This is a genomic window from Acinetobacter baylyi DSM 14961 = CIP 107474 (genome assembly GCF_000368685.1).
Lineage (GTDB): Bacteria > Pseudomonadota > Gammaproteobacteria > Pseudomonadales > Moraxellaceae > Acinetobacter > Acinetobacter baylyi.
Genome location: NZ_KB849627.1, coordinates 238,378 through 263,952, shown reverse-complemented (window position 1 = coordinate 263,952; position 25,575 = coordinate 238,378). Strand labels below are relative to the sequence as shown.

Sequence of the window (25,575 nt, the reverse complement as noted above, 5' to 3'; positions counted from 1 at the left end):
TTTAATCCCTTGAATAAATCTATACAGCAAAATTAAAAGTCGTCATCTAGATCAAAACTATCTTCATCAAGTAACTGATCTTCGGCTTTATCGATATCATTAAGCACACGTTGAAAGAATCGTAATTTTCGAACGGTATCACGTGCTTCTGACCAATCTTCATCTGAATAATCTATTTTAAATTCACGAATTAGACCATCAACCCACTGTTTGACTTCATTTTTCAGAGTAATCAACTGTTCTTGAGAGTCGGCTTCGTCCAGTTGTTCTCTTATTTCTAATGCTGATTGTAAAAATTCAAAATCATGAATAGATTGGTCTAAATGATGATCCTGTTTTTTTAAAGACAGTAAATAGGCAGCGCGACTGTCCACCTGCGAAAGGATTTTATAGGCTTGATTAATATCACTTGACATTATAAGCGCTTGATCTTTATCCAATGCTTTATCTGGGTGGTGTAGCTGTTGCAATTTAAGAAAATTTGCTTTTAACGCGACCAAATCAATGTCGAGTGCTACGGGTAAGTCGAACAACTCAAAATGATTCATGGGAGACGAATTCCATCGTAAATTAATAAATTAAAAACAGTGAAGATCACTGTTTTTAATTCAGAAGAAGGGAGGATAATTTGATTAAACGGTAAATGATTCACCGCAACCACATTCACCTTTTTTATTTGGATTATTAAACTCAAAGCCTTCATTTAATCCATTTTTGACATAATCCATCTCTAAACCATCGAGATACACTATACTTTTAGGATCGACAAATACTTTTACACCATGCTGTTCAAAAACTTGATCGTACTCATTAATGTCATCAACAAATTCCAGTACATAAGCTAAACCAGAACAGCCTGAAGTTTTCACACCTACACGAATGCCTTCGCCTTTACCACGGTTAAGTAGATAATTGCGTACATGATTTGCAGCAGTTTCAGTTAAGTGAATCATGAAAACTCCATCTGGTCAGTATTAGTTAAGCTTTTGATCGTTTGTTACGATAGTCTTCAATCGCCGCTTTAATGGCATCTTCTGCAAGTACAGAACAGTGCACTTTCACAGGTGGCAAAGCAAGTTCATTTGCAATGTCGATATTTTTGATCGCTTGCGCTTGATCAAGTGTTTTACCTTTAAGCCATTCTGTCACTAATGAACTTGAAGCAATCGCAGAGCCACAACCATAAGTTTTGAAACGTGCTTCTTCGATCACACCATCATTATTTACTTGGATTTGTAAACGCATGACATCACCACACGCTGGCGCGCCTACCATACCTGTACCAACATTTTCAGCATTTTTATCTAAAATACCGACATTACGTGGATTTTCGTAATGGTCAATTACCTTTTCGCTATAAGCCATGTTGCTTCTCCAAACCTCGGGGTCAGCCTAATATTAAATATGAGGTTAAAAACACCGATTTCAAATAAAAATTAGTGTTCAGCCCATTCAACTGTAGAAAGGTCGATACCTTCTTTATACATATCCCAAAGCGGAGAAAGTTCGCGTAATTTCTCTACAGCAGCTTTGGTTACTTCAAGTACATGATCAATATCTTCTTCAGTGGTGTATTTACCAAAACTGAAGCGGATAGAACTGTGTGCCAGTTCATCAGATAATCCTAATGCGCGGAGCACATAAGAGGGTTCAAGGGTCGCAGATGTACATGCAGAACCACTTGATACTGCTGCATCTTTAAGTGCCATCATCAAAGATTCACCTTCAACAAAGTTGAAGCTAACATTTAAATAATTGGCAACGTTCTGAGTTGGATGACCATTTAAAAATACTTGCTCTAAGCCTTGCAGACCGTTCCAAAGCTTGTCACGCAATTTACGTAAACGCTGTTGTTCAGAATGCAATGTTTTACCTGCAATCTCGAATGCTTCACCCATACCCACGATTTGATGCGTTGCTAATGTACCTGAGCGCATACCACGTTCATGGCCACCGCCATGTATTTGAGCTTTCAAACGAACACGGGGAGTACGACGGACATACAAGGCACCAATACCTTTTGGACCATAAGCTTTATGAGCTGAGAAACTCATCAAGTCAATTTTCATGGTTGAAAGATCAATTTCAACTTTACCCGCTGCCTGTGCGGCATCGACATGGAAAAAGGTTTTATTGGCACGAGTTAATTCACCAATTGCAGCAACATCAGTGATCGTCCCAATTTCATTATTAACCATCATGAGAGAAACCAAAATGGTATCTGGACGTAATGCAGCAGCAACCATCTCTGGTGTAATCAGGCCTGTGCGTGGTTCTGGTTCTAAATAAGTAATTTCAAAGCCAGCTTCTTCAAGTTCACGGCATGGATCTAGAACAGCTTTATGTTCAATTTTACTGGTAATGATATGTTTACCTTTTGAACCATAAAACTGTGCAATACCTTTAAGTGCTAAATTATCAGATTCAGTTGCGCCTGAAGTCCACACAATCTCACGAGGGTCTGCTTTAATAAGATTGGCAACTTGTTCGCGTGCATATTCAACTTTTTCTTCAGCTTGCCAGCCATATGCATGTGAACGTGATGCAGGATTACCAAATGTCCCTTCAAAAGTTAGACATTCCATCATGCGTTCTGCAACTTCTGGTAGAACGGGAGTAGTTGCTGCATAATCAAGATAAATCGGACGTTTCATGTCAAATACCTGTAACCGAAAGAAGAGCTGAATCGTAATTTACTGTATTTTGGCGTAGTGCCACTGTTTGCACATTATCGCGAGCAATCAGGTCAGCAAGTGTGATTTTTGCTAAGTAATCGGCAATGTGGTGAGAAAGTTCTTGCCATAAGTCATGAGTTAAACACATTGCACCGTTTTGGCAATTGCCTTTATGGTCACAACGGGTGGCATCAACAGTTTCGTTGACTGCTTCAATAATCTCCAGAACCGTGATTTCAGTTGCATGTCGTGCTAAATGATAACCACCGTTTGCACCACGTACACTCGAAACTAAACCATGACGCTTCAATTTTGCGAAAAGTTGTTCGAGATAAGCGACTGAAATGGATTGGCGAGCTGCAATTTCTGCTAGCGTGATCGTTTGTTCAGTTGGCTGCAAAGCTAAATCAAGGAGAGCAGTCACTGCGTAGCGACCGCGAGTTGTTAGACGCATGATTCGGTACACATGTTTAGACTAGATATGAGAATTTTATGAATCCTGACTAAAATAGTCAAGTTTTTTAATGATAATTAAATCGTATCATTTCCAGTGTCGATTTTTATCATCCATAAAGTCGAAACATAGTATACACCAATAACAAAATCAAAACGATGCTGGTTACACTAAAGGCGATATTAATCAAGCGTTGACGGCGTTCAATGCGACGTATTCTGTTTTGGTATTGTTTCACTTCCACGGTAAGATAATTGATCTGTGAGCGTTGTTGATCAATTTTTTCAAGTAGGGGAGCAATGCGTCTTTTTGAAGCTACGGCTTCTTCTGGTGTTTCTGGTTTTGCTAACCATTGCTTCCAGTCGGCAAATAATTTCGGTGCACTAAAATGTAGCATAAGATCTTTAAATTGTTCTTTTAAATCTGGATCTCCTTCAATGCGCATTTTTTTAATGCTACGTCGATTTCCAACACTTAGTATTTTAAAAAGATCTAAGAATGTCGTATTTACGGTTAGATCTACAGCATGCTCTGGCGCCTTATAATCAAAAAGAATACCTTTTTCACAAAACTGAATATAAAAGTCAAAATAAGGAAGATAACTATTGATGCGAATAGAGGTTTTGTTTTGAACAAATTGCTTCGCCTGCAAACCAATGACACCATCATTTTTTAAAATGAAGGAAAATACAGTTTCCAGAATAATCAAAACAATATTGAGCAACAAATAACTTTGTTCTTTTCTTTGTTGCGTATCGCTCATAGAAAAATAATCCTTAAGTGACCCCAAATTAATGTAAAGTTGAGTTCCATACTCAAAACTAAAATAAAAACAGAATTAATTTGCTTTGTAGAACACTTTTACAAAACGATCAAGACTTGACTTGTTATTATAAAAATATTTTGAACACAAATCCGATAAAGTGGCTGGAAAGTAAGCAGGAGTTTAAGCAAATGGAAAAAAAATTAACAAATTCAAAAAATACAGAACATGATTTAGAAAAAAATGATGAAAAATCCAAGTGTTCGCGTAAATCTGGATTAGATTTTAGAAAGTATACCAAGCAAATCTGGTTGGCAGGATTGGGCGCATTTTCGCGTGCAGAAGAGGAAGGTAACAAGTTATTTGACTCATTAGTCAAAGTTGGTGAAGAACTTGAATCCAAGACAATCGATGCGGCAGATCAAACTGTTACAAAAGTAACTGAAAAAGCAAAAGAATCTGTTACAGATACCAAGGATAAGGTCGAGAAGATGATTGACCATAGTGTTCATCATTCATTGAATCGTATTGGTTTAGTGACCATCAAAGATATACAGAATATTGAGCAGCTCTTGATTCAGCTTAATGCCAAGGTAGATTCATTGGTACAAGAAAACGAAAAATTGCAGCAGAAATTAGATGAAAAGTCATAAATCAGAAAATTTAGTCACTTTATGCTTAAATTCGTCGTTATTTTAGCTAAAACAGCTTTGGTAGTATTGCTTTACCCCCTAAAGCATTGCTATAAAGGCGTCATGGCCTTTTTAAACTTCAGCCTTGGATCTCAAATAAACGAATTAAGAGGACGTTATCTTCATGAATAAATCAGAATTAATTGATGCGATTGCAGAGAAAGGGGGATTGTCTAAAACTGATGCTGGTAAGGCATTGGATGCGACTATTGCTTCAGTTACAGAAGCGCTAAAAAAAGGTGATACTGTAACTTTAGTTGGTTTTGGTACTTTCAGCGTAAAAGATCGTGCTGCACGTACTGGCCGTAACCCTAAAACTGGCGAAGAGCTTCAAATTAAAGCAACTAAAGTACCAAGCTTTAAAGCTGGTAAAGGTTTGAAAGATTCAGTTGCTTAATCTTTTAAAATAAGTAGACGCGCCATTTTCGGCGCGTTTTTTATTAAAAAGATGGATTACTGAGTGTTTCATACATTCATTCGATAGTGTTTTTCAGTTAAAATCCCTCCGAAATAAAATATTGGAATACTTATGGAATCGTTTCGTAAAGTCATTAAGGGTTGGCTTGGAAAAGTCCTGCTAATTTTGTTTTTGACCCCTTTGGCACTAGTAGGTATTGAAGGATATTTTGGCGGTGGTAATAAAGCAGATGTTGCAAAAACAGTAAATGGTCAAGATATTTCCAAAAAGGATCTAGAGAATCTAACTAAAACTTATAAAGACCAGTATCTCTCGTTAGCCAAAGGCGATGAAACCTTACTCAACCAGTCTTATATTGAAGAAAATGCGCTCAATACATTAATTGCACGTAGTTTATTGCTACAGCAAGCTGAAAAATTAGGTATTTCTTTAAGCGATGCGCAAATTGAAAAGATGCTGGCTCAGCAGCCAAGTTTCCAAGAAAATGGAAAATTTTCTGAAACTTTGTATAGCAACTATCTGCGTTCAGTTGGAATGACAAGTCAGGCACTTATTGCAAGCTTGAGACAAGATCACGCTTTAAAAATGCTTACTTCGAGTGTGACTGACACGGCCTTGGTCAGTAAATTTGATCTTCATCAAATTGCGGTCTTGCAGACAGAGCAACGCACTATTCATCTTGCCAGTATCAAGCTTGATGATTATAAAAAAAATATCAATGTGACAAATCAAGAAATTGCTGACTATTACAATAAGCACAAAAATAAATTTAAACAGGTTGCAAGTGTAGATGTAGATTATATTGTAGTTTCTCCTGCGCAAGTGTCTAGTGCTCCAGCCGCTGTGACAGAAGCCGAACTCCAACAGGCATATAATGCTTTTGTAGAGACTCAGAAGAAAGATGCAAAACGATTGGTCAAGCATATCTTGATTACTGCAGATGGTCGTTCAGATGCAGAAGCGCAAAAAATTGCGAATGACGTATATGCAAAAATTCAGGCAGGCACTCACTTTTCTGAGGCTGCAAAACAATACTCTGATGACACGAGTTCAAAGAACAATGGTGGTGTGGTAGATGCATACCAACCAGGGATCTTCTCTAAAGATTTCGATCAAGCTGTTGAGTCATTAAAGAATGGTCAGGTTTCCAAACCAGTCAAAACACAATATGGTTATCACATTATTGAAGTTGAAACTGCTCAGGTAAAACTACCATCACTGGAAGCAGAAAAAGCACGACTCACAGCAGAGATTCAAAAGTCTAAATCTGCAAATGCTTATACTGATACAATTAACCGTTTAAATGAAATGGTCGTGAGTACTGATGCTTTGGATTCAGTGGCGCAGGAGCTCAAAGGTTTACGTGTTGAATCATTAAATGGCGTGACGCTGTCAACACAGCATCCGTTACTCAGTGATCCAAATGTAAAAGCTAAATTGTTTAATGATGATGTTAAAAATGGTGATCGTAACGCATCAAGTAATATTCAGCTTGCTAATGGTGACACAATTTGGGTAAAAGTACGTAACTATCATGCTGCTGGTGTAAAGCCTTTAGCGACTGCAACTGCACAGGTACGCGCCAAATTGATTGAAGACAAAGCATTTAATGCAGCCCAAGCTAAAATTCAAGCTGTATTAAACGACTTTAAAACTCAGCCAGCAGATCAGGTTGTTGCCAAGAGTGGTCTTAAATTTGAAAGTGCAGGTACCTTTACTCGTTCACAAGGTTTAAAGCGTGAAATTGAACGTGCAGCGTTCAGTTTAACTGCACCAAAAGCAGGAATGTGGTCAGTAGCCACCGCAAAATTACCTGATGAACTTGTGGTTGTAGGTGTATCTGATATCAATTCTAAGGCAGCAGATGCGCTTAACCCTGAACAATTGCAAGAACTAGGTAATTTATATCAGCGTTTCCGTGGTCAGCAGGAACTTGATGATTATACTCAGTATTTAAAATCACACGCCAAAATTAAATAATCTTTGACTTTGAAATAAAAAAGCGCCATATTCGGCGCTTTTTTTATCATGATTGCTGGCGATAGTGTTTAGGAGATTGTTCAAATTGACGTTTAAATGCCTGACTAAAAGCTGTTTCTGAGGAGTATCCGACTTTATTGGCAATTTGCTGAATATTTAACTGACTGGTTTTTAATAACTGTACGGCCAGACGAAGGCGATGTTGTTGAAGATAAGCGAGAGGGGTCTCATGAACAATACTTTGAAAAAGTGTGGCAAATTTAGACCGTGACATGCAACATTGATCTGCCAAACTCTCTACAGTCCAAGGTTTTTCGGGGTAAGCATGAATAGCTGCGAGCGCATTAGATAATTCGGGATGCATGAGTGCAGTTAACCAGCTTTTGGGGTCATCAAGCTGGGCAATATGATCGCGGACACATTCTATAAATAGGATGCTCATCAAGTGGTCAAATATTTTATCTCGTCCTGGTTGAATACGCTGGGTTTCAAGTGCCACAAAATATAAACCGACGCGTAACCACTCTGGGCCAGTTGAGCTCATTGCGTGATGAATATGTATCAGTGATGGTAAAGCATTGAGTAAAGGGCTACCCATATGCATATCGATATGGCTCCGCACAGTAAAAATTAAACCATGATCCGAAGATGTTGTGCCTAACTCAATGGCATCATTGCGGTGTCCATCAAAAAAAGACTGAATGTTGGAACAATCAATTAGTTTGTTCTGAGCATCATTTGAGACAAAATGAGCTTGCCCAGAAGGAATAAGCACAATATCTCCCGAATAAGCGGTTTGTGTCGTACCATCCTGTAATGTGAAATGAGCAGAACCCATTAAAATAATGTGAGCAATCAAAGCATCTTGGGCAAGCATATGAAATGCCCATTCTCCTTGAGTTTTTACATAGAGATATTCAGATTTATTTAAATGAATATCATCAAAAATTTTACTAAGTGCATCCATAGCGCGTTAAAAATTCTTATTTGAGCAAGAGTATAGAATGAGATTGTAGCTTATACATGTGATTTTAGGACATTGACATGGTTGAAAATGCCAAAGACTTTGACATAGGTTTTTTGGACGATCACAACTGTTTTTAATATATAAGATGGATGATTATGAGCAGTATGAATAGAGGATAACAAGAAAGGATTCACTATGAATGCACCTGTACATGTCGATCAAAACTTTGAAGAAGTGATCAATGCTGCAAGATCAATGCGTGAAATTGATCGTAAACGTTACTTATGGATGATTAGTCCTGCATTACCAGTCATTGGGATCGGGATTTTGGCAGGTTATCAGTTTTCACCCCGTCCAATCAAAAAAATATTTGCGCTAGGTGGCCCTATTGTTCTACACATTATTATTCCGGTGATTGATACGATTATTGGAAAAGATGCCAGCAATCCAACGTCTGAAGAAATCAAGCAGCTTGAAAATGATCCTTATTACGCACGTTTGGTGAAAAGCTTCATTCCATTACAGTATATTGCCAATGTTTATGCCTGTTATTTGGTGAGCCGTAAAAAGACATCTTTTATTGATAAAATTCTTTTAGGCATTTCGATGGGTGCAATCAATGGTATTGCAGTGAATACCGCGCATGAATTGAGCCATAAAGCAGATCGACTCGATCATATCCTGTCTCATTTGGCGCTCGTTCCTACAGGATACAATCACTTTCGTATAGAACATCCTTACGGACATCACAAGCGTGCAGCGACTCCTGAAGATCCAGCTTCGTCGCAAATGGGTGAAACATTTTATGAGTTTTGGCCAAGAACGGTCTTTGGTTCATTAAAATCTGCAATCGAAATTGAGACACATCGTCTGAAACGTAAAGGCAAAAAGTTTTGGTCAAAAGATAATGAACTATTACAGGGCTGGGGGATGAGTGCTGCTTTTCATAGTTCGATAATTGCGATATTTGGTAAAGGAACGATTCCTTATCTGGTTACGCAAGCTTTTTACGGGATTAGTTTATTTGAGATCATTAATTATATCGAGCATTATGGTCTAAAACGCCAGAAAAGAGCGGATGGCAATTACGAACGTACCATGCCAGAGCATAGCTGGAATAATAACAATATCGTGACGAATCTGTTTTTATACCAGTTACAACGACATTCAGATCATCACGCTTATCCGACGCGTCCATTTCAGGCATTGCGTCATTTTGATGAAGCACCTGAGTTACCAAGTGGTTATGCCAGTATGTTGTTGCCTGCTATGATTCCGCCACTTTGGTTTAAAATGATGGATAAACGAGTATTTGAGCATTATAAAGAGGATTTGACCAAAGCCAATATCTATCCAAAACGTCGTGCCAAGATATTGGCCAAGTTTGGTTTGACTGACCCGAATATAGAAAACGGCAAGTAATCAGACCTTATTTTAAAAGAGAGTCTAAGTGACTCTCTTTTTATTAGATTAAGCCATTATTTCAGTTCGCTAGATGACTTTCCGAGTTCACGACGTGCAATAATCAAAAGTTGAATTTGCTGTGTACCTTCAAAAATATCCAGAATTTTTGAATCACGTGCCCATTTTTCTAGTAATTCATCTTCGTTGTATCCAACACTGGCAGCAAGTTCGACACATTTGAGCGTAATTTCATTACAGATACGGCCTGCTTTGGCTTTGGCAATCGATGCTTCTTTGGAATTTGGTTTTTTATTATCTGCCATCCAGGTTGCTTTAAGTGTCAGTAGCCGTGCTGCTTCCCATTCTGCTTCCATCCGATAGATTTGAGCCGCGATAAAAGAAGTTTGTAAATACGGTGTTGCATAGTCTGTGTCGAGTTCATCTTTAAATATTTCTTTAATGCGCTCTAAAGATGCTTTAGCACAACCCACCGCCATTGCGGCAACTAATGGGCGCGTATTGTCAAAAGTTTCCATCACACCTGCAAAACCTTTGGCAACATCGATCTCGGCATTGCCTAATAAGTTGGCAGCAGGAACTCGACAGTCGATAAAACTAATGGCTGCGGTATCGGAGGCCTTAATTCCAAGTTTATGCTCAAGGCGCTCGACTTTCATGCCAGGCGTACCTTTTGGGACTACAAAGGACTTGATGGCAGCGCGGCCTAGTTTCCGATCAAGTGTTGCCCAAACCACGACTGAGTCAGCTCTTTCTCCTGAGGTTACATAGATCTTCTCACCATTTAAAATATATTCATCACCAGCTTTGACGGCCGTGGTTCGGATCGCGGCTGAGTCTGAACCACATCCAGGCTCGGTAATTGCCATGGCTGCCCATGTGCCTTTAAATCGTTCTAACTGTTCATCATTCGCTACGGCTGCTATTGCAGAGTTTCCTAGTCCTTGGCGAGGCATACTCAGTAATAGGCCTGTATCTCCATAACACATTTCGATAATGCCGAGCGCTGTAGACATATTGGTTCCATTACGGATGCCTTGTTGTTCATTCTCGCCTCGTTTACCTGCACCCGTGGCTCCTGCATTTATACCATCGCCACCTTCATTCATTCCGTCAATGAGTGAAGCGAGCATGTCTAATTCTTTAGGATAGGCATGTTCTGCTTTGTCATATTTACGTGAGATGGGACGTAAAACATTGAGTGCGACATCATGGGCTTGGTTGACCATCATTTTAAATTTTTTAGGGTCTTGTAAATTCATGGCTAATCCTTGGAGTTATTTTAATCAATACTTAAGCATGTAAACCTGAATGCAAAATAGCAGTTGCACGTAAATCCCGATACCAACGCTCGACAGGATGCTCTTTGGTAAATCCGTGTCCACCAAGTAGCTGTACGCCATCGGTTCCGATTCGCATGGATTTCTCAGCACAGAGTAAGCGAGCCAAATAAGCTTCCCGATGAAACGCTTGACCAGCTTCTGCAAGGCTCGCTGCATTCCAGATCAGCATTCGCATAGCATCGATTTCGATCGCCATATCTGCAATCATAAAAGCAACACTTTGACGATGTGAGATTGGTTCACCAAACGCTGTTCGGTCATTTGCATAGGCAATACAATAACTTTTAACCGCTTCACAGGTACCTACAGCCATTGCACACCACATCAATGAGCCTAAATCGATAAACGCACTGTAATCAAAATCGTTGTCACCTAATAACACCGCTGGGGTATGATCAAAATAAAGACTCATGGTTTGCGCTGCTTTTAATCCCATGGCAGGAGCGGATTTTATAGAAATGGTTGGATCGCGCTCTACGATAAATACTTCTGGTTGTCCATCCAACATGGCGGTAACCAAAATTAGATCTGCACTCTCGCCTAAAATGACCAGAGTTTTTTCACCAGATAAGAAATAGTGATTATTTTGTAATGTAGCTTGTGTCTTAAGTTTAAACGGATTAAACGCAGGTGTGTTTTCCTGTGTTGCAAAAGTTGCTTTAAGATTTGGATCTTCCGAAAAAGCGGTTAAATATTTCGATTGTGTACTTTCGGATCCCCAACGAGTTAATGCATTAATCACACTAAATGTGCTAAGTAATCCAGCGCTCAGACTAAAATCTCCTTGAGCTAAATCTTCTGCAATTAATATATTGCTTACTATATTTTGTTCACTGGCTACACCACCTAATGATTCAGGCAAAGCATAATAATTTAATCCTAAGTCTTCAAGATATTGCCACAGTTCTTCTGGAAATCGAGCATGATGATCTGCATCATGTGCTATTTGCATGAGAACATCCTGGGCAAATCTGGACATTGCTTCGCGTGTCATGGTCTGTTCTTCAGTCAGACTGAGATCAAAAATTGATTTATTCTGCTTTGGTAGACGCTGATGATCAATGGAACTGGTTTTAAAGGTTTTTTGTGCTGTTGAAATGGCTTTAAAGCCACTTTTGGAACCCTGATAAAGTGATTTTTCTAAAAACTTTCTTAATTTAAGCTGATCAAGCACATCGCTTCCAGCTATTTTTGTGATCAAGGAGAGTCCAAATCCCTGAGCCTTATTGATCATATCTGACATTGCAAACTCCATTGATTGTCGGGTAATGCAATGTATGCTGACATGAGGAATTTGGAAAAACTATGTCAAGATTGACAAGACGAGAAAAAGCGATAAGTGGTGATAGACTTTAAAAAATGATTTTAGAGTTATGTTTTTTATATGAAAATACAAACAAGGAAAAAATAAGATTTGGATGAATTGACCAGAATGACAGATGGCATTCTGGTCAAACAATTTATTTTACAAAATGGCTAATCATGCGGCGAACATTGGTTTTGGCTTCAATGACAGTCATAAAGGTATAAGCACCAATGAACTTACGACTAATAAACATAAATTCTTTAGGTGGAACCGAGAAATAACGAGAGGCCATCGATTTGCTGGCCTGTTGCATGACACGACTATGTAACTGACTCTTTTTCCAATCATAACGATTATCTTCATCCATCAAGCCTGTTGGCATATCAGGATTATTTTCTGGGCAGCTAAATGCTTCAGTCGCCAGTAAAAAGACTTTCGCCATGTCTGGTTTAATGCTTTCTGGAATCGAATCAAAGAAGCTATAACCAGTCATGGCACGAACCATTTCTTCATTACTATGGTTATAGCCTGCACGGATCAGGTTACGTGCAACGCTAAGCAGATGTTCATCAAACTGGCGAATTGCGCCAAAGTCCAGTAACACAATTTTATCTTGAATATCAGTACCATTGCCAAGGCGGACTAGGTAATTCCCGAAATTTGGGTCAGTTTGCATCTCGCCCCATTCGAAAATTTCACGTACAGCAATTTCAAGTGATGCTTCACCGAGTTTATTGCGTCTTTCTTGCGGCAAAGACAGCATGACAGGGCTATTAATCGGCACGCCACGTTCAAAAGTCATGCACAGAATTTTAGTCGTGCAATATGCATCTATAATTTGTGGCACGGCATAACGCGGATCTGTTTTCAGACGTTCAGCAAAGCGCCGTGTTGTTGCTGCTTCAATATCATAACTGACCTCACGGTGCATCATTTCACGTACTTCATCAAACCACTGATCAAATTCACGGGTTTGGGGTACCATACGTGTTAATTTGAGCATATTTTTAAATAGGCTCATATCCGAGTCGATTGCTTCTGCGACGCCTGGATATTGAATTTTTAGAACCAGTTCCAAACCATCAGATTTACGTGTCGCACGGTGGACTTGTGCCAATGATGCGGTACCAATAGGTTCATGATCAATAATCAGATCATCCAGCTTGCTGCCAAGCTGCTCTTGTAAGTGAGCCTTGATTGCTGGCCATGCCAAAGCCACGGTTTGATTGTTAAGTGTATTGAGAGCCTGCGTGATCTCTTCTGGTAAGAAATGCTCGCCATAAAGCGCCATCATTTGGCCAATCTTAACAATTGAACCTTTCAGCTTCCCAATCTCGGAAACGAGGTAGTTAGCCTGTTCAGTCATGGCTTTCTTACGCTTTTTCTCTTTTTCTGCTTCACTGGAAAACATCGAGGTTGCACTGGCAGTCGCCCAGCGAGTACCAGCAAGTAATGAGGCCTTGGCGATCGATAAGCGTCGGTCCATCGAAGAAGTTTTTAAATTCTTAAGCTTATCGTTCTGATCTGACATATATAATCCTTTGCAGTGAAACACGCAGAAGAGTGGAGAGAATAATTGTAACGAATATTACATGGTCTGATCGTATTAAAACAGTCATATGCTGTTTAAAAGATGAAATGTAAAGGTAGCATCAAATGATCAATAATGTCTTATTTTAAAATACTTTAGTTGAGGAGAAAAACTTTATTGTAATCAAAAAGTAGATGATTGGTATAAGTTCTTAGTTTTTATTCCTTTCTTTTAGGTGAGTCACTGAATTTCTTGCTTCCAGAAAAACCAAGAAATTTAAATGGAAGGTTTTTCTAGGACATTCGATACTGAATTTTAAGCTGACTGCGTTGTTGTAAATAAGTTTTGTTTTGAGCAATATATTTAAAGATCATTTGTTTAACTTGATCATGCATGAAGCCCAGTGCATATCCTTTTACAATGATAATGCTGGGTAAGGCAAAGAAAAAGTATTTGGCATCTTCGAGTGTTGCTTCATGAAAAATACCGTGTTCTTCAAGGACATTGCAAAAGAAATGTTTTTCAGTTTGTACATGGTGGGAATGTTCATCTTTCCAGTAATTTTCACGTATTGCCATCAAATTATTGTGTTTATAGCTCATCGAACTTAGGCTCCTCTCGTTGCTCAAAATTTTGATATCAAAAATACTAACGCATTTAACAGATATGGATGAATACTTTTTTGTGTCTGCTGGTTTCATGAAAATCAGTAAAGTATATTTTGTTTGATCTATATTATGAGTCTAAATTAAAAAAAGGATAAGTCATAATGATTGCACATATTATAGTTGCCCTAATTGGATCGTTACATATTTACATTCTGGTGCTTGAGATGTTTTTATGGGATCAGCCAAGAGGATTAAAAGCCTTCGGCAATAGTGTTGAAAAAGCAAGAATGACCAAAACTCTTGCACAGAATCAGGGTTTATATAATGGATTTCTGGCGGCGGGTTTATTTTGGTCACTTTGGGTCGATGCGCCGTTATTTGCTATGCTGGCAAATTTCTTTCTGGGGTGTGTACTGATCGCAGGCATCTTCGGTGCATATACTGCAAGTCGAAAAATTTTGTTTATTCAGGCGATACCTGCACTAATTGCTTTAATTTTTGTGAATATGGGATGGTAATTTTTTACATCACATCAACAAGTCATTTACTGTTGGTCGCTGCTTAAATAAATGACTTGTATCTTGTGATAATGCTCATAAATCTATCAGGAAGCAGAATTTTCTTTGTTTAATCCTGAACCTCTCACCGAGAAGCGGCTGTAGAAAAAAATCAATAATCCTAAAGCATAAAAAATACCAGATAGCAGAAGTAATGAAAGTCCTGCGGCGTACAGTAACCAGATTGCATATACAGTTGCAATACTTGCGATCACGATATGTTTTGTACGTTTATGGCGAGTAGACTCTTTTAAGTAAAATGCAGACACCAGAAAATATGGCAATAAAATCATAACTGAAGAGATTAACAATAACTGAGTATAGTTTTTATTGAAAAAACATACCGCAATGAGTGAAATCTGCACCACGATAGAAGTCAGCCATAGCGATGAAATTGGCACATTATTCTGGTTGGTTTTCAGAAAAATTTTAGGAAAAGCCCCATTTTTTGCAGCCAGATAAGGAATCTCTGTGGCAAAGAGCGTCCAGCTTAAATATGACGATGAAACCGAAATAATCAAACCCAGTGTAATCACAATAGTGCCAGGAATACCAATCAGTTGCCCTAAAATAGTTGCCATTGACGGATTATGCATACCTGCGATTTCACTACGAGTATTGATACCATAAGCCAGTACTGTCACCATTACATAAAAAGCCAGTGCCAGTAATACGCCAAGCAGCGTTGCTTTTCCAATGTCATTTCGCTTTTTAGCACGAGAGGAAAGTACAACCGCACCTTCAATTCCTGTAAATACCCAGAGTGTAATCAGCATGACATCACGTACTTGTTGCCATACGGGCATTTGAAGGGAAGTATCCAGGAAATTCAGTTTGAATAATTCGAGTTTGAATGCGACAAATGAAAAAACAATAAAAACGACCAATGGAACAATCTTGGCAATGGTTGCCATAAGATTGACCAGTGCAGCTTCTTTGATACCTCGACTGACCAGCCAGTGTATCAGCCAGACAAATATAGATGACCCAATTAGAGCGTAAAGTGTATTGCCTTCGCCAAAGTAGATGTGTTCAGGTGTATCTGTAAACATACCTACGGCTGAAAATGCGATGACCACATAGCCGACAATACCGATTGTGGTACATAACCAGTAACCCCAGGCGGAACAAAAACCAATCAGATCACCAAATCCTTCACGGGCGTAGTTATAAATTCCACCGTCAAGATCTGGTCGCTGTCGTGTTAAATAAAGCAGGGATAAGGCCAGAAAAATAATACCAATGCCTGTAATCAGCCATGCAAAAAGCAAGGCTGACCCGTTGGCTACAGCAGCCATATTTTGTGGCAAACTAAACACACCAGAACCGACCATCGAGCTAAACACGAGTGCGGTTAAGGATAGCAAGCCAATTTTAGAAGTTGACATAAAAATTATTCTTGAAAAAACTGAGAAAGTTTCTGAATGTGCTCAGGACCTATGCCACAGCAGCCACCAATCATGGATGCACCAGCGTGTTGCCACTGTTTTGCAAATGTTAGATAAGCATCCGGATCTAGATCTTTACGAACTTCATCCAGACCATCATTGGCTGTTGCATCACTGTTTTGTGGTGGGAAGGCATTTGCATAAGCACCAATCTTGACACCAGACGGGAGTAGACTACGGATTTCTTCAATGGCTTGTAAAATGACTTCTGGCTGGCAGCAATTAAATAAAATTGCATTTGCACCGAGTTCGTGTACAAGCTGAGCAGCTTGTTGGATATTTTCACCAGAACGTAATTTTGCTTCAGTCAGAGCTTGTTCGTCTTGTAAGGTAAATGATACCCAAAATTCACGGCCGTCTTTGGGTAATAACTGATGAATCGTTCTTACTTCTGCAAGACAAGATTGTGTTTCTGCAAGCCAAAAGTCTACGTCTGGAGAGAGTGCTTCAATAATGGGTTTTGCTAAAGCTTCTGCCTTAGATTGATCAAACAAATCTGCACGATAAGAGCCAAATAAAGGCGGTAGACAGCCTGCAATTTGAACAGGTTGACCACTTTCCTGAACGGCAAGTCTGGCTTGACTGGTGGCAACTTTTACAAGTTGCGTGACTTCACGATCAAAACGTTCCTGACCAATATGAAAGGGTACAACAGCATAATTATTGGTGGTAATGACTTGTGCACCAGCACGAATAAAGTCCAGATGTACTTCTTTTACAATTTCTGGTGCCTCTGTGAGTGCTAGAGCAGACCATTCTGGTTGTCTAAAGGGTGCACCTCTGCGTGCAAGCTCGCGTCCAAATCCACCATCTAAAATTTTCATAAGAAGTCTGTAAAAAATGTCGATTATAGAGGATCTATCATCAAATGCCTGTGCAAAAAACTTTCAGTTAGCTTGCCAGTTATAAATAAATATGTGTTTATTTTCATCAAAACAGATAAGGAAATAACAGCATAAATCTGTATTTCCTGATCTAAATATACATGATGAAGATAATTTACCGATCAATTTCGAGAGCATGACCTTTACAATTTAAAAATAACTGCTGGTTATGCCACGCGATTTGTCCTGAAACAATCGTGGTTGCCACTTGATGTCGAAAGGTTTGATGGATAAATGGTGTCCATCCACAACGCATAAAATTTGGTTGTTGTGCAACGATGAGAGGATTTTTATCAATTAATACCAGATCTGCCCAATAGCCTTCACGGATATAACCACGCTCTTTGATTCTAAAAAGATCAGCAACCTGATGAGATGTTTTTTTTACAACATTTTCAATCGTCATTTTCTGATCTGCAACTAGCTCCAGTAAGGCTGGCAAAGCATGTTGTACCAGTGGTAAACCTGCTGGAGCTTGAAAATAAGATCTTTGCTTTTCATCCAATGTATGGGGTGCATGATCTGTTCCAATAATATCCAGTAAATTAGTATTTGCGATTGCCTGAATCAATGCTTCTTTATCACTGACAGCTTTAATAGACGGATTACATTTAATCAGATGATTCAGCTGTTTATAATCTCGATCATCAAAATGTAAATGATGAATACAGACCTCAGCAGTAATCCTTTTCTCATGTAAAGGTTTATCTTCAAATAGTGCTAGCTCACGTGCTGTGGTCAAATGCAGTACATGCAATTGGGTATTAAATTTCTTTGCTAACTCAACAGCCATTTTTGAGCTTTGATAACAACATTCTTCATTGCGAATAATAGGATGACAGGACGCATCAATATCTTCACCAAATTTTTCCCTAAACAATTTTTCATTCTGAGAAATAATCGGACTTGACTCGCAATGGCTCAATAAAATGGTGGGTACGTTGGCAAATAAGAGTCCAAGTGTTTTGGGATCATCAACCAGCATATTACCAGTTGACGCACCCATAAAGACCTTAACGCCACTGACCAATGTCGGGTCAAGTTGTTTAATGATTTCTAGATTGTCTGCGCTCACACCAAAATGAAAAGCATAGTTGGCAATACTGGTTTGTGAAGCAATAGTCTTTTTGGCTTGTAAAGCATCAAGATCAAGGGTTGGCGGTTGAGTATTTGGCATATCCATATAACTGGTAATTCCACCAATGGTTGCCGCAGCAGATTCTGAGGCAATACAGCCTTTGTGAGGAGAGCCAGGATCTCGAAAATGAACTTGATCATCAATCATCCCAGGCAGTAGCCAGCGCCCATTTGCCTCAATTTCCTTGGCATTGTTAATACTCGAAATTGAAGATTGTATTTTGGCGATCCTGCCATTTTTAATCAGCACATCGCAAAATTTAGACTGGCCTTCATTAATCATATTTGCATTACGAATCATGATATCAGGCAAGGTATTAAAATTCATTGGACAGCGCCTTGTACCCCTGAACCAGTTCAATGTTGGTTGTAATTACACTTTCTGAAAATTCTGTAATGGAGATATCAATGGGAGGATAAGCTGACAAATCTGTTTTAGGATGAATATAACTCATAGCTGGTACATAAAAGTTTGCAGGTAAGTCGCGGCCATCTACCACAGCATTGTGGCGAATTGCGCTATTTGGGCCAATTTTGCAATTGAACAAAACACTATTAAAACCCACGAACACATGATGACCAATTTCACATGGCCCATGAATAATCGAACGATGTGCAATTGATGAATTTTCACCGATGATGACAGATGCGCCAGCTTTGGAATGAATGACCACGCCGTCTTGAATATTAGAATTTGCACCAATGATAATCGGTTGCATATCGCCAGTTTCATCAGTTTCATCTGCTCGGATCACGGCATATGGGCCTACAAAGACATTGGCATGAATAATAACTTTTCCACAAATAATGGCGGTTTGATCGATATAGGCAGATTGATCAATTTGGGGAAGATGGCCTGAAGGGTTTTTACGGATCATGATTGAATAGTTTCGAGTCTGAGTTTTGAATGAAAAGTCACTAGCAAAAATTTAGAATTAAAAATTAATACTATATTTGTTATGTTATAACATAACAAATATGCTAAACAAGTATTAAAACCTTCATTTTTTTCATCATTCAATAATGTTTTGAAAACATGGCTTGAATTAATCTTAAAGACTATGTTTAAAGGTTAAATGCACACAAAGCCCGCCCAATAGCTGTGAGGGCTTAAATTGCATCTTGGCATCAACTGAATCTAAGGCAGATTGTACAATCGATAAACCGAGGCCACTTCCAATGGCCTGTTGTTGAGTATGTTCGAGTCGAACAAAACGCTCTAATACATGATCGTACTCTTGTTCAGAAATACCTGGCCCGTTATCGTGAATATCAACATAAACAGCATTTGTATCTTGCGACAGCAGAATGATGACTTGACCTTGTTGAGGGCTGTATTTGATTGCATTATCAATCAAATTAATAAGGATGCTGTGTAAAGAATTGGTTGTTGCCAGAATTGATATTTCTTCCAGATCATCTTCAATATTGACTTGTAGTTCAATATCTTTTTTGCGAGCATTGGCTAAAAGTTGTCCTACGCAAAGTCTGATATGAGCCACCAGATTTAATAATCGGAGAGGTTCATCTTGATGGACTTCTTGATGAGCTAGACTCATTAACTGATCGACTAAATGAGTCATACGTTTTAAACTTAAACTCAGATCACTCAAATTTTCATCATAAATTTGACTGTCTTGTGGTGTTTTCAAAAGCAATGAAGTTTGTAATTTAAGTGCTGTTAAAGGTGTTCTAAGTTCATGCGCTGCATTTGCGATAAATACTTGTTGTTGAATTTTAGCCTGTTCAATTCGTTTAAATAGATAATTTAATTCATCTATAGCTGGTCGAATCTCGATGGGTAGGTTTTCAATCTGAATTTCAGATAAGTCATTGTAATCACGTTCTGAAAATGTAGTACGCAGCTCTGTTAATTTCCGTAAATGATGACGAATTAATAAATACATGCTATAAATGGCAAATGGCATAAAAAAGATATAAGGAATCAGCATGTTAAATGCCAGTTCTTTAGCGAGATGTCTACGGACTTTAATCAACTGGCTAATTTGAATCTGTTTATCATTGGCGGGATAGATATAGATTCTTAGTTCGCCACGCGTCGTTTTTTTCTTGGTGAAATAAGGTGTAGATGAATACGGCAAAATATAATTATAGTGTTGACTGAGTGGATTAAGCTGATCATGTTTAATGATATCGATAAACACATCTGTTTCATCATAATGTGCATTTGGATCGTAGGTCGACAAACGTAAAGAAAGCGAGTTCTTATCCAGAAACTCGGCCATTTCCTGCATTTGTCGATCAATCACTTCCTGGGATTCTTCCAGTGCAATACGGTAGGCCGCTACACCAATAAAAATCAATAAAAAAATACTAAATATTGAAATGCTCCAAGACATGCGCAGACTTAGAGGTTTCTCTTGATAAAATTGCTTAATCCGTTTTAAGTCATGTCTGAAACGAATGAACTTATTTTTCTTGAGTTTCAACACAATAGCCTAAGCCTCGTACATTTCGGATAAAATCTTTTCCAAGCTTTTGTCGTAAATTATGAATATGTACTTCAATGGTATTGCTATTGATCTCATCATCACAATCGTACAGTTTTTCTTCAAGCATCTGTTTGGAGAAAATCTGGTTGGGATACATCATCATTGGTTCTAAAATTGACCATTCTTTTGTAGACAGGTTAATCGGCTGCCCATCTTTCAATATACGATGCGTATTTGGAAAGAGCTGAACTTGTCCTACATTAAAGTTCAATTCATTGAGTGAGGCGTAATTACCACGCCTTAACACAGATTCGATACGCGCGACCAATTCGTCAAAATCATACGGTTTGACAATATAATCGTCTGCACCAAGTTTTAGCCCTTGAATCTTGTCGCGGCTTTGATCTCGCGCACTGATAATAATAACTGCAATCTTATTGAGCTCGATTTTTTTTCGGATGTGTTTGAGGACATCCAAGCCTTCAAGCTCGGGCAGTCCAAGATCAAGTAAAACGAGGTGATAGGTTTGTCTAAATAGAAAATCCAGTGCTTCAAGTCCGGTTTTAGCCCAGTCGACTTCAAATTTTTCATGGCGCAATAACTGATAAGTGGTCTTGCCAATCATGACATCATCTTCAATGTATAAAATTTTAATCATGTTATAAGTTACCTTTACATTGAGCCAGCAGATCAAATTGCGGGTTAAGTGCCTTGGTCTGTATGTCCAATAAACTCAAAACCGTTGGAAATAAATTATCCTGACTGACTGGCTGATTTTTTTGTTGGTTTAAACAATGCATAATCTGTTGTTGTTTAGGCCATTGTGATGAGAACCAGAATAACATAGGGATATGGGTTTGTTCTTTCGGTGCCATAAAATAAGGCGTACCGTGGAGATATAACCCATTTTCACCAGTCGATTCACCATGATCCGACAAATACATCAAACCTGTTGAGATAGGCAAACTATCAAGTGTATGGATCAATGTACTTAGCACATGATCGGTATATAAAATGGTGTTGTCGTAACTATTGATCAAGCTTTCGCGTGAGCAGTTTTGGATATTGTTGGTATCACAAGTGGGTGTAAATTTTTTAAAAGCAGCAGGATAACGTTTGAAATATGCAGGGCCATGACTTCCAACTTGATGTAAAACGATTAACTGACTTTTCTTAAGCTTCTTTAGATCAAGTGTTTTTAAATAATCATTTAAGGCTTCAATCAATACTTCATCGTAGCACTCGCCATCTTTGCACTGGGCTTGATAACGCGGGTCATCTTTAGGTGAGATGTAGTTTTTAATACGATCACAGGCGCCTTTACATCCAGAATTATTGTCAATCCAAGTGACGTCATAGCCTGCACGTTGTGTAATATCAAGTAAACCTTCACGATGAGTTGCTAAAGATTCATCGTAATTCTGACGTGGCATACCAGAAAACATACACGGCACAGATACCGAAGTTTGTGTACCACAAGATGATGCCTGACTAAAATTGATAATATCAAGTTTGCTGAGTGCAGGTGTTGTTTGTCTTGCATACCCATTTAAACCAAAGCTTTGAGCACGGCCAGTTTCACCAATCACTAAAACCATGACCTGAGGTGAATTAAAACTGGTCATATTGATCTGATGTGCATCTTCACCATATTTGATTAAAGCTAAGTGGCGCGTTTTAAATTGTCTATGTGTATAACTCCAGCTACTCGATAAAATATTGAGTGGCGAAATTTGTGCTTTTAAGGCACGATTTTCACGGAAAATTGGAGCGTATTGACCATAAAATGAAAACAAACCTATTCCGATAAGAAAAAGTGCAACGATAATACTGGCACTTTTTGATATGAATAGATTTTTTAAGCTTTTGGAAGCTCTAATATCAATAAAACATAAAACAATTAGGGGTATAAGCGTTGTAAAAACGAACCATACAACAAGTGGTAAAGATAATAGATCTAGTGCTTCACTCGCATCCGTTTGCATGACATTCTGCATCTGTGCAGTATTAACATCTATACCAAGCTGATTTACAAAATAAGACGTAAAGCCTGTGAGTATAAGTAAAATAGCTGCAATGAGTTTGGCTGATAGTCGCCAGCTGATCAGTTGTAGAATGAAAAAATAAGTGCCTGCCAGAATCAAAAAAGTTCCAGCCAAAAATAGATATTGCATCAAACCTTGGAATGAGCTCAATTCAATCAGTCGTTCATAAAAACGAGCATTTGTAAAACTTGCTAACCAACAAGCTAGAAGCCCATTAAATGTATTTATAGATAAACTTACTTTTTTGAATTGTAGCAATTTAAACATCTCAATATCGTTCAGTTATTTGAGGGGTATAGCTACATTAAAGAGTATGAAAATTAAGAGAAAATTAGTTTTCGCTTCAATGATTCAATTTAAATCTAAATATCAATGTTTTAAGATCATAATGATGGATATGAAAACTTAAACCTATACCGGATAGGCAATTAAGAAAGAAATATGATATAATTGTTTTAAGATATTGATTTTAATAAATTATTTAAAAAATTAATAACTGCTTTAAAAAACTTTAAATTGGATTTAATTGAGTTTGCAGACTAAAAATAAAACAATAAATCAAGTTCTCAAAGGAAATGAGTCGTGGGTAAAAAAATTAGTATAGCCATTATTGGTGGTGGTATTGCAGGGGTCGCGCTTGCAGCCAACTTATTTAAGCAACCACATTTAGAGGTTTGCTTGTATGAAGCAGCACCTCAATTTTCTGAAATTGGTGCCGGAATTTCATTTGGCGCGAATGCGGTTCGTGCCATTGAGCTACTTGGTTTGGCTTCGCAATATACCGCGATTGCAGATCAAGTATCTGCGCCATTTCAGGATGTGTGGTTTCAATGGCGAAATGGTTATAACGATGATTATTTGTCGAGTTCAATTTCTCCTCAGGTTGGTCAGTCTTCGGTGCATCGTGCCGATTTCTTAGATGCTATTTTAGGGAATATTCCACAGCACCAGTGTAAGTTTAATAAAAAACTCAAATCGATTCAGGAGTACGACACACATATTGAATTGAGTTTTGAAGATGGTACATGCGCCGAAGCCGATTATGTGATTGGTGCAGATGGCATACACTCAGCCACGCGTGATTATGTGCTGCAAACCCATCAGTTTGCTCCAGTGCGTCCTAATTTTACTGGAACATGGGCTTACCGAGGCATTATTAAAGCAGCAGAATTTAGGCAAGCCATTGTCGCAGCCGGCCTAGATGTAGAAATTGCCGACGTACCACAAATGTTTTTAGGCCAAAACAAGCACATTTTAACCTTTCCGATTCGTCAAGGTGAAGACATTAACATTGTGGCGTTTAAGACAAACCCTGAGCAGCGTACGCTTCCAGAACATACCCCATGGACACGTGCGGTAGACAAACAGGAAATGTTGGACGATTTTCAGGACTGGAGCGAAAGCTGCCGAATTTTACTCGGTTTGATTGAGCGTCCGACCTTGTGGGCACTGCACGAACTGGCCGAATTGCCGACTTATCAAAGCCACTCTGGCCGCGTCATATTAATGGGAGATGCTGCGCACGCCATGCTTCCACATCAGGGTGCCGGAGCAGGACAAGGGCTTGAAGATGCACTCACGCTCAAAGTATTGTTTGAGCACACTGAGCTGACTGTTGAAGATTTACCGCGAGTTTCTGCAATTTATGAACAGATCCGAAAAGAACGCGCCTGCAAGGTTCAGCGTACTTCGCGTGAGTCTGGGCAAATATATGAACTTAACTCAGCACTGTATCCAAGCTTTGAAGCAGTGGGTGCACATTTGCAAAACCGTTTTGACTGGTTATGGCAGCATGATTTAGCACAAGACATGTTAGCCGCGCGAGCAGCAATACAACCTGTTGCAACGATTTAAACGCTAAGAATTTGGCACAAGAGTGTTTTGAACGACTTGTGCCTTTAAAACAATTCTATTTTGAAAGAGTTGAATAAAAGTGTTTATGATAGGATTAAATTAAAATCATGGAAGATTCTAAAACGTGGACTTAAGCCTGATCCGTATTTTTATTTGTGTTTATGAAAATAAAAATATCAGTAAAGCCGCTGAGATTTTAAATCTGAGTCAACCTTCTGTTACCTATAATTTAAATCGATTACGTAAGCATTTAAATAATCCTTTATTTGAACGCACGCAATATGGTGTGGAAGCAACTAAATTATCGCATGAATTATATCCTGTATTTAAAGAGTCGATTTTAAAAATTGAAATAGCAGTCGATGAGGCATTAAATTTTAATCCACTCACTTCAAATAAAACCTTTCGAATTGGTTTATCAGATATTGGTGAAATTTGCTTGTTACCGACATTAATCGAATACTTACGAGCACATGCACCAAAAATAAAAATAGAAGTAGAAGAGATTAAAATTGATCAAGTCGAAAAATGGTTAATCGAAGGATTTATTGATGTGGCTGTTTTTAATAGTACACATTTGGAGTTTAAGCATCTTGAATATGAAACTCTTTTTTTAGAGCGATATGTTGCACTGGTCAACATGAATCATCCGCGAATAAGAAGTACGCTCAGTTTTGATGCGTATTTGAATGAATCTCATGTGGCGATAAAGTCATCTACCGGGCATACTCAGGTCGATCATGTATTAAAACTAATGGGGCATCAGCGTAAAATTGCCTTGGAAGTGCCACATTTTGGAGTTTTACAAGGTGTGCTGGATAAAACAGATTTGATGGTGACGCTGCCCAGTCGTGCTGCACAGCAATATTTAAATCAATCCCATGTCCGTGTTTTGGAGTTGCCGTTTCAAATGTCTGAATTTTATGTGGGCTTACATTGGTTTGCCCAAACCAATGAGCCCCTTGCTCGGATATGGTTGATTCAAACCTGTAAAAAGGTTATTTCAGTTTTGTAAGACCGCGGGCTAAGCCCGGCAGT

General features: G+C 38.6%; 25 protein-coding genes. 7 read left to right on the top strand and 18 right to left on the bottom strand.

All coding sequences use genetic code 11. From position 1 onward, the window contains the following. Positions 1-32: 32 nt before the first annotated feature. The 6 genes from hscB to F952_RS08260 all read right to left on the bottom strand — a co-directional run bounded on the left by hscB (position 33) and on the right by F952_RS08260 (position 3,892). Complete coding sequence (gene hscB / locus F952_RS08285) at positions 33-548, bottom strand: Fe-S protein assembly co-chaperone HscB (protein WP_004925597.1); 516 nt, start codon at positions 546-548, stop codon at positions 33-35. Between the two features lie 84 nt (positions 549-632). Continuing rightward, positions 633-953, bottom strand: coding sequence for an iron-sulfur cluster assembly protein IscA (iscA, locus tag F952_RS08280; protein WP_004925595.1), 321 nt, complete (start codon positions 951-953; stop codon positions 633-635). 25 nt (positions 954-978) lie between these two features. Further along, positions 979-1,365: a Fe-S cluster assembly scaffold IscU gene (gene iscU / locus F952_RS08275; protein ID WP_004925593.1), complete on the bottom strand. Its 387-nt coding sequence runs from the start codon at positions 1,363-1,365 to the stop codon at positions 979-981. Positions 1,366-1,436: 71 nt separating this feature from the next. Then, positions 1,437-2,654, bottom strand: a complete 1,218-nt coding sequence (locus F952_RS08270; RefSeq protein WP_004925590.1) for an IscS subfamily cysteine desulfurase — start codon at positions 2,652-2,654, stop codon at positions 1,437-1,439. A gap of 1 nt (position 2,655) precedes the next feature. Continuing rightward, positions 2,656-3,129, bottom strand: a complete 474-nt coding sequence (locus F952_RS08265) for an Rrf2 family transcriptional regulator (RefSeq protein ID WP_004925587.1) — start codon at positions 3,127-3,129, stop codon at positions 2,656-2,658. A 109-nt stretch (positions 3,130-3,238) separates the two neighbouring features. Next, complete coding sequence (locus F952_RS08260; protein ID WP_004925584.1) at positions 3,239-3,892, bottom strand: hypothetical protein; 654 nt, start codon at positions 3,890-3,892, stop codon at positions 3,239-3,241. A 191-nt stretch (positions 3,893-4,083) separates the two neighbouring features. Here F952_RS08260 and F952_RS08255 point away from each other — a divergent pair, with 191 nt between their 5' ends. From F952_RS08255 to F952_RS08245, 3 genes are all read left to right on the top strand, one after another. After that, positions 4,084-4,545 carry a phasin family protein gene (locus F952_RS08255; protein ID WP_004925581.1) on the top strand — a complete coding sequence of 154 codons (462 nt, stop codon included), beginning with the start codon at positions 4,084-4,086 and terminating at the stop codon, positions 4,543-4,545. A 163-nt stretch (positions 4,546-4,708) separates the two neighbouring features. Further along, entirely contained in the window at positions 4,709-4,981 is a 273-nt protein-coding gene (locus F952_RS08250; RefSeq protein WP_004925576.1) for an HU family DNA-binding protein, read from the top strand. A 132-nt stretch (positions 4,982-5,113) separates the two neighbouring features. Beyond that, the gene (locus F952_RS08245; RefSeq protein WP_004925574.1) at positions 5,114-6,982 is read left to right on the top strand and encodes a SurA N-terminal domain-containing protein; all 1,869 of its coding nucleotides are present in this window, start codon (positions 5,114-5,116) and stop codon (positions 6,980-6,982) included. Between the two features lie 46 nt (positions 6,983-7,028). On the opposite strand, the gene F952_RS08240 is transcribed toward F952_RS08245, so the two are convergent. After that, complete coding sequence (locus F952_RS08240; RefSeq protein WP_004925571.1) at positions 7,029-7,949, bottom strand: AraC family transcriptional regulator; 921 nt, start codon at positions 7,947-7,949, stop codon at positions 7,029-7,031. Positions 7,950-8,144: 195 nt separating this feature from the next. Between F952_RS08240 and F952_RS08235 the strand changes: the two genes are divergently transcribed. Beyond that, a complete protein-coding gene (locus F952_RS08235) occupies positions 8,145-9,371 on the top strand; it encodes an alkane 1-monooxygenase (RefSeq protein ID WP_004925568.1) in 1,227 nt (408 codons plus the stop codon). Between the two features lie 56 nt (positions 9,372-9,427). On the opposite strand, the gene F952_RS08230 is transcribed toward F952_RS08235, so the two are convergent. The 4 genes from F952_RS08230 to F952_RS08215 form a co-directional block, all read right to left on the bottom strand. Further along, on the bottom strand, positions 9,428-10,633 hold the full coding sequence (locus F952_RS08230) for an acyl-CoA dehydrogenase family protein (protein WP_004925565.1): 1,206 nt from the start codon (positions 10,631-10,633) through the stop codon (positions 9,428-9,430). 31 nt (positions 10,634-10,664) lie between these two features. Next, complete coding sequence (locus F952_RS08225) at positions 10,665-11,948, bottom strand: acyl-CoA dehydrogenase family protein (protein WP_100222859.1); 1,284 nt, start codon at positions 11,946-11,948, stop codon at positions 10,665-10,667. 226 nt (positions 11,949-12,174) lie between these two features. Beyond that, positions 12,175-13,551: an ABC1 kinase family protein gene (locus tag F952_RS08220; protein ID WP_004925559.1), complete on the bottom strand. Its 1,377-nt coding sequence runs from the start codon at positions 13,549-13,551 to the stop codon at positions 12,175-12,177. 293 nt (positions 13,552-13,844) lie between these two features. After that, complete coding sequence (locus F952_RS08215; protein ID WP_004925556.1) at positions 13,845-14,153, bottom strand: hypothetical protein; 309 nt, start codon at positions 14,151-14,153, stop codon at positions 13,845-13,847. Positions 14,154-14,320: 167 nt separating this feature from the next. On the opposite strand from F952_RS08215, the gene F952_RS08210 reads away from it, so the two are divergent. Next, positions 14,321-14,677 carry a DUF1304 domain-containing protein gene (locus F952_RS08210; RefSeq protein ID WP_004925553.1) on the top strand — a complete coding sequence of 119 codons (357 nt, stop codon included), beginning with the start codon at positions 14,321-14,323 and terminating at the stop codon, positions 14,675-14,677. 86 nt (positions 14,678-14,763) lie between these two features. Here F952_RS08210 and F952_RS08205 read toward each other — a convergent pair whose 3' ends face one another. From F952_RS08205 to F952_RS08175, 7 genes are all read right to left on the bottom strand, one after another. Continuing rightward, positions 14,764-16,104, bottom strand: a complete 1,341-nt coding sequence (locus tag F952_RS08205) for a basic amino acid/polyamine antiporter (protein WP_004925550.1) — start codon at positions 16,102-16,104, stop codon at positions 14,764-14,766. Between the two features lie 5 nt (positions 16,105-16,109). Next, entirely contained in the window at positions 16,110-16,988 is an 879-nt protein-coding gene (locus F952_RS08200) for a homocysteine S-methyltransferase family protein (RefSeq protein WP_004925547.1), read from the bottom strand. Positions 16,989-17,163: 175 nt separating this feature from the next. Then, positions 17,164-18,513 (bottom strand): dihydroorotase, encoded by a 1,350-nt coding sequence (locus F952_RS08195; protein WP_004925546.1) that lies wholly within the window; start codon positions 18,511-18,513, stop codon positions 17,164-17,166. Beyond that, positions 18,503-19,063, bottom strand: a complete 561-nt coding sequence (locus tag F952_RS08190; protein WP_004925541.1) for a gamma carbonic anhydrase family protein — start codon at positions 19,061-19,063, stop codon at positions 18,503-18,505. Before F952_RS08190 ends, F952_RS08195 begins: the two co-directional genes overlap by 11 nt. Positions 19,064-19,237: 174 nt before the next feature. After that, a complete protein-coding gene (locus F952_RS08185) occupies positions 19,238-20,545 on the bottom strand; it encodes a sensor histidine kinase (RefSeq protein ID WP_011182281.1) in 1,308 nt (435 codons plus the stop codon). A 70-nt stretch (positions 20,546-20,615) separates the two neighbouring features. Then, on the bottom strand, positions 20,616-21,296 hold the full coding sequence (locus F952_RS08180; RefSeq protein ID WP_004925537.1) for a response regulator transcription factor: 681 nt from the start codon (positions 21,294-21,296) through the stop codon (positions 20,616-20,618). A gap of 1 nt (position 21,297) precedes the next feature. Beyond that, positions 21,298-22,950 (bottom strand): phosphoethanolamine transferase, encoded by a 1,653-nt coding sequence (locus F952_RS08175; protein WP_004925533.1) that lies wholly within the window; start codon positions 22,948-22,950, stop codon positions 21,298-21,300. 315 nt (positions 22,951-23,265) lie between these two features. Here F952_RS08175 and salA point away from each other — a divergent pair, with 315 nt between their 5' ends. Together salA and F952_RS08165 are read left to right on the top strand one after the other, a co-directional pair. Next, the gene (salA, locus tag F952_RS08170; RefSeq protein ID WP_004925531.1) at positions 23,266-24,537 is read left to right on the top strand and encodes a salicylate 1-monooxygenase; all 1,272 of its coding nucleotides are present in this window, start codon (positions 23,266-23,268) and stop codon (positions 24,535-24,537) included. Positions 24,538-24,661: 124 nt separating this feature from the next. Next, positions 24,662-25,552: a LysR family transcriptional regulator gene (locus tag F952_RS08165; RefSeq protein WP_004925528.1), complete on the top strand. Its 891-nt coding sequence runs from the start codon at positions 24,662-24,664 to the stop codon at positions 25,550-25,552. The last annotated feature ends 23 nt before the right edge of the window (positions 25,553-25,575 follow it).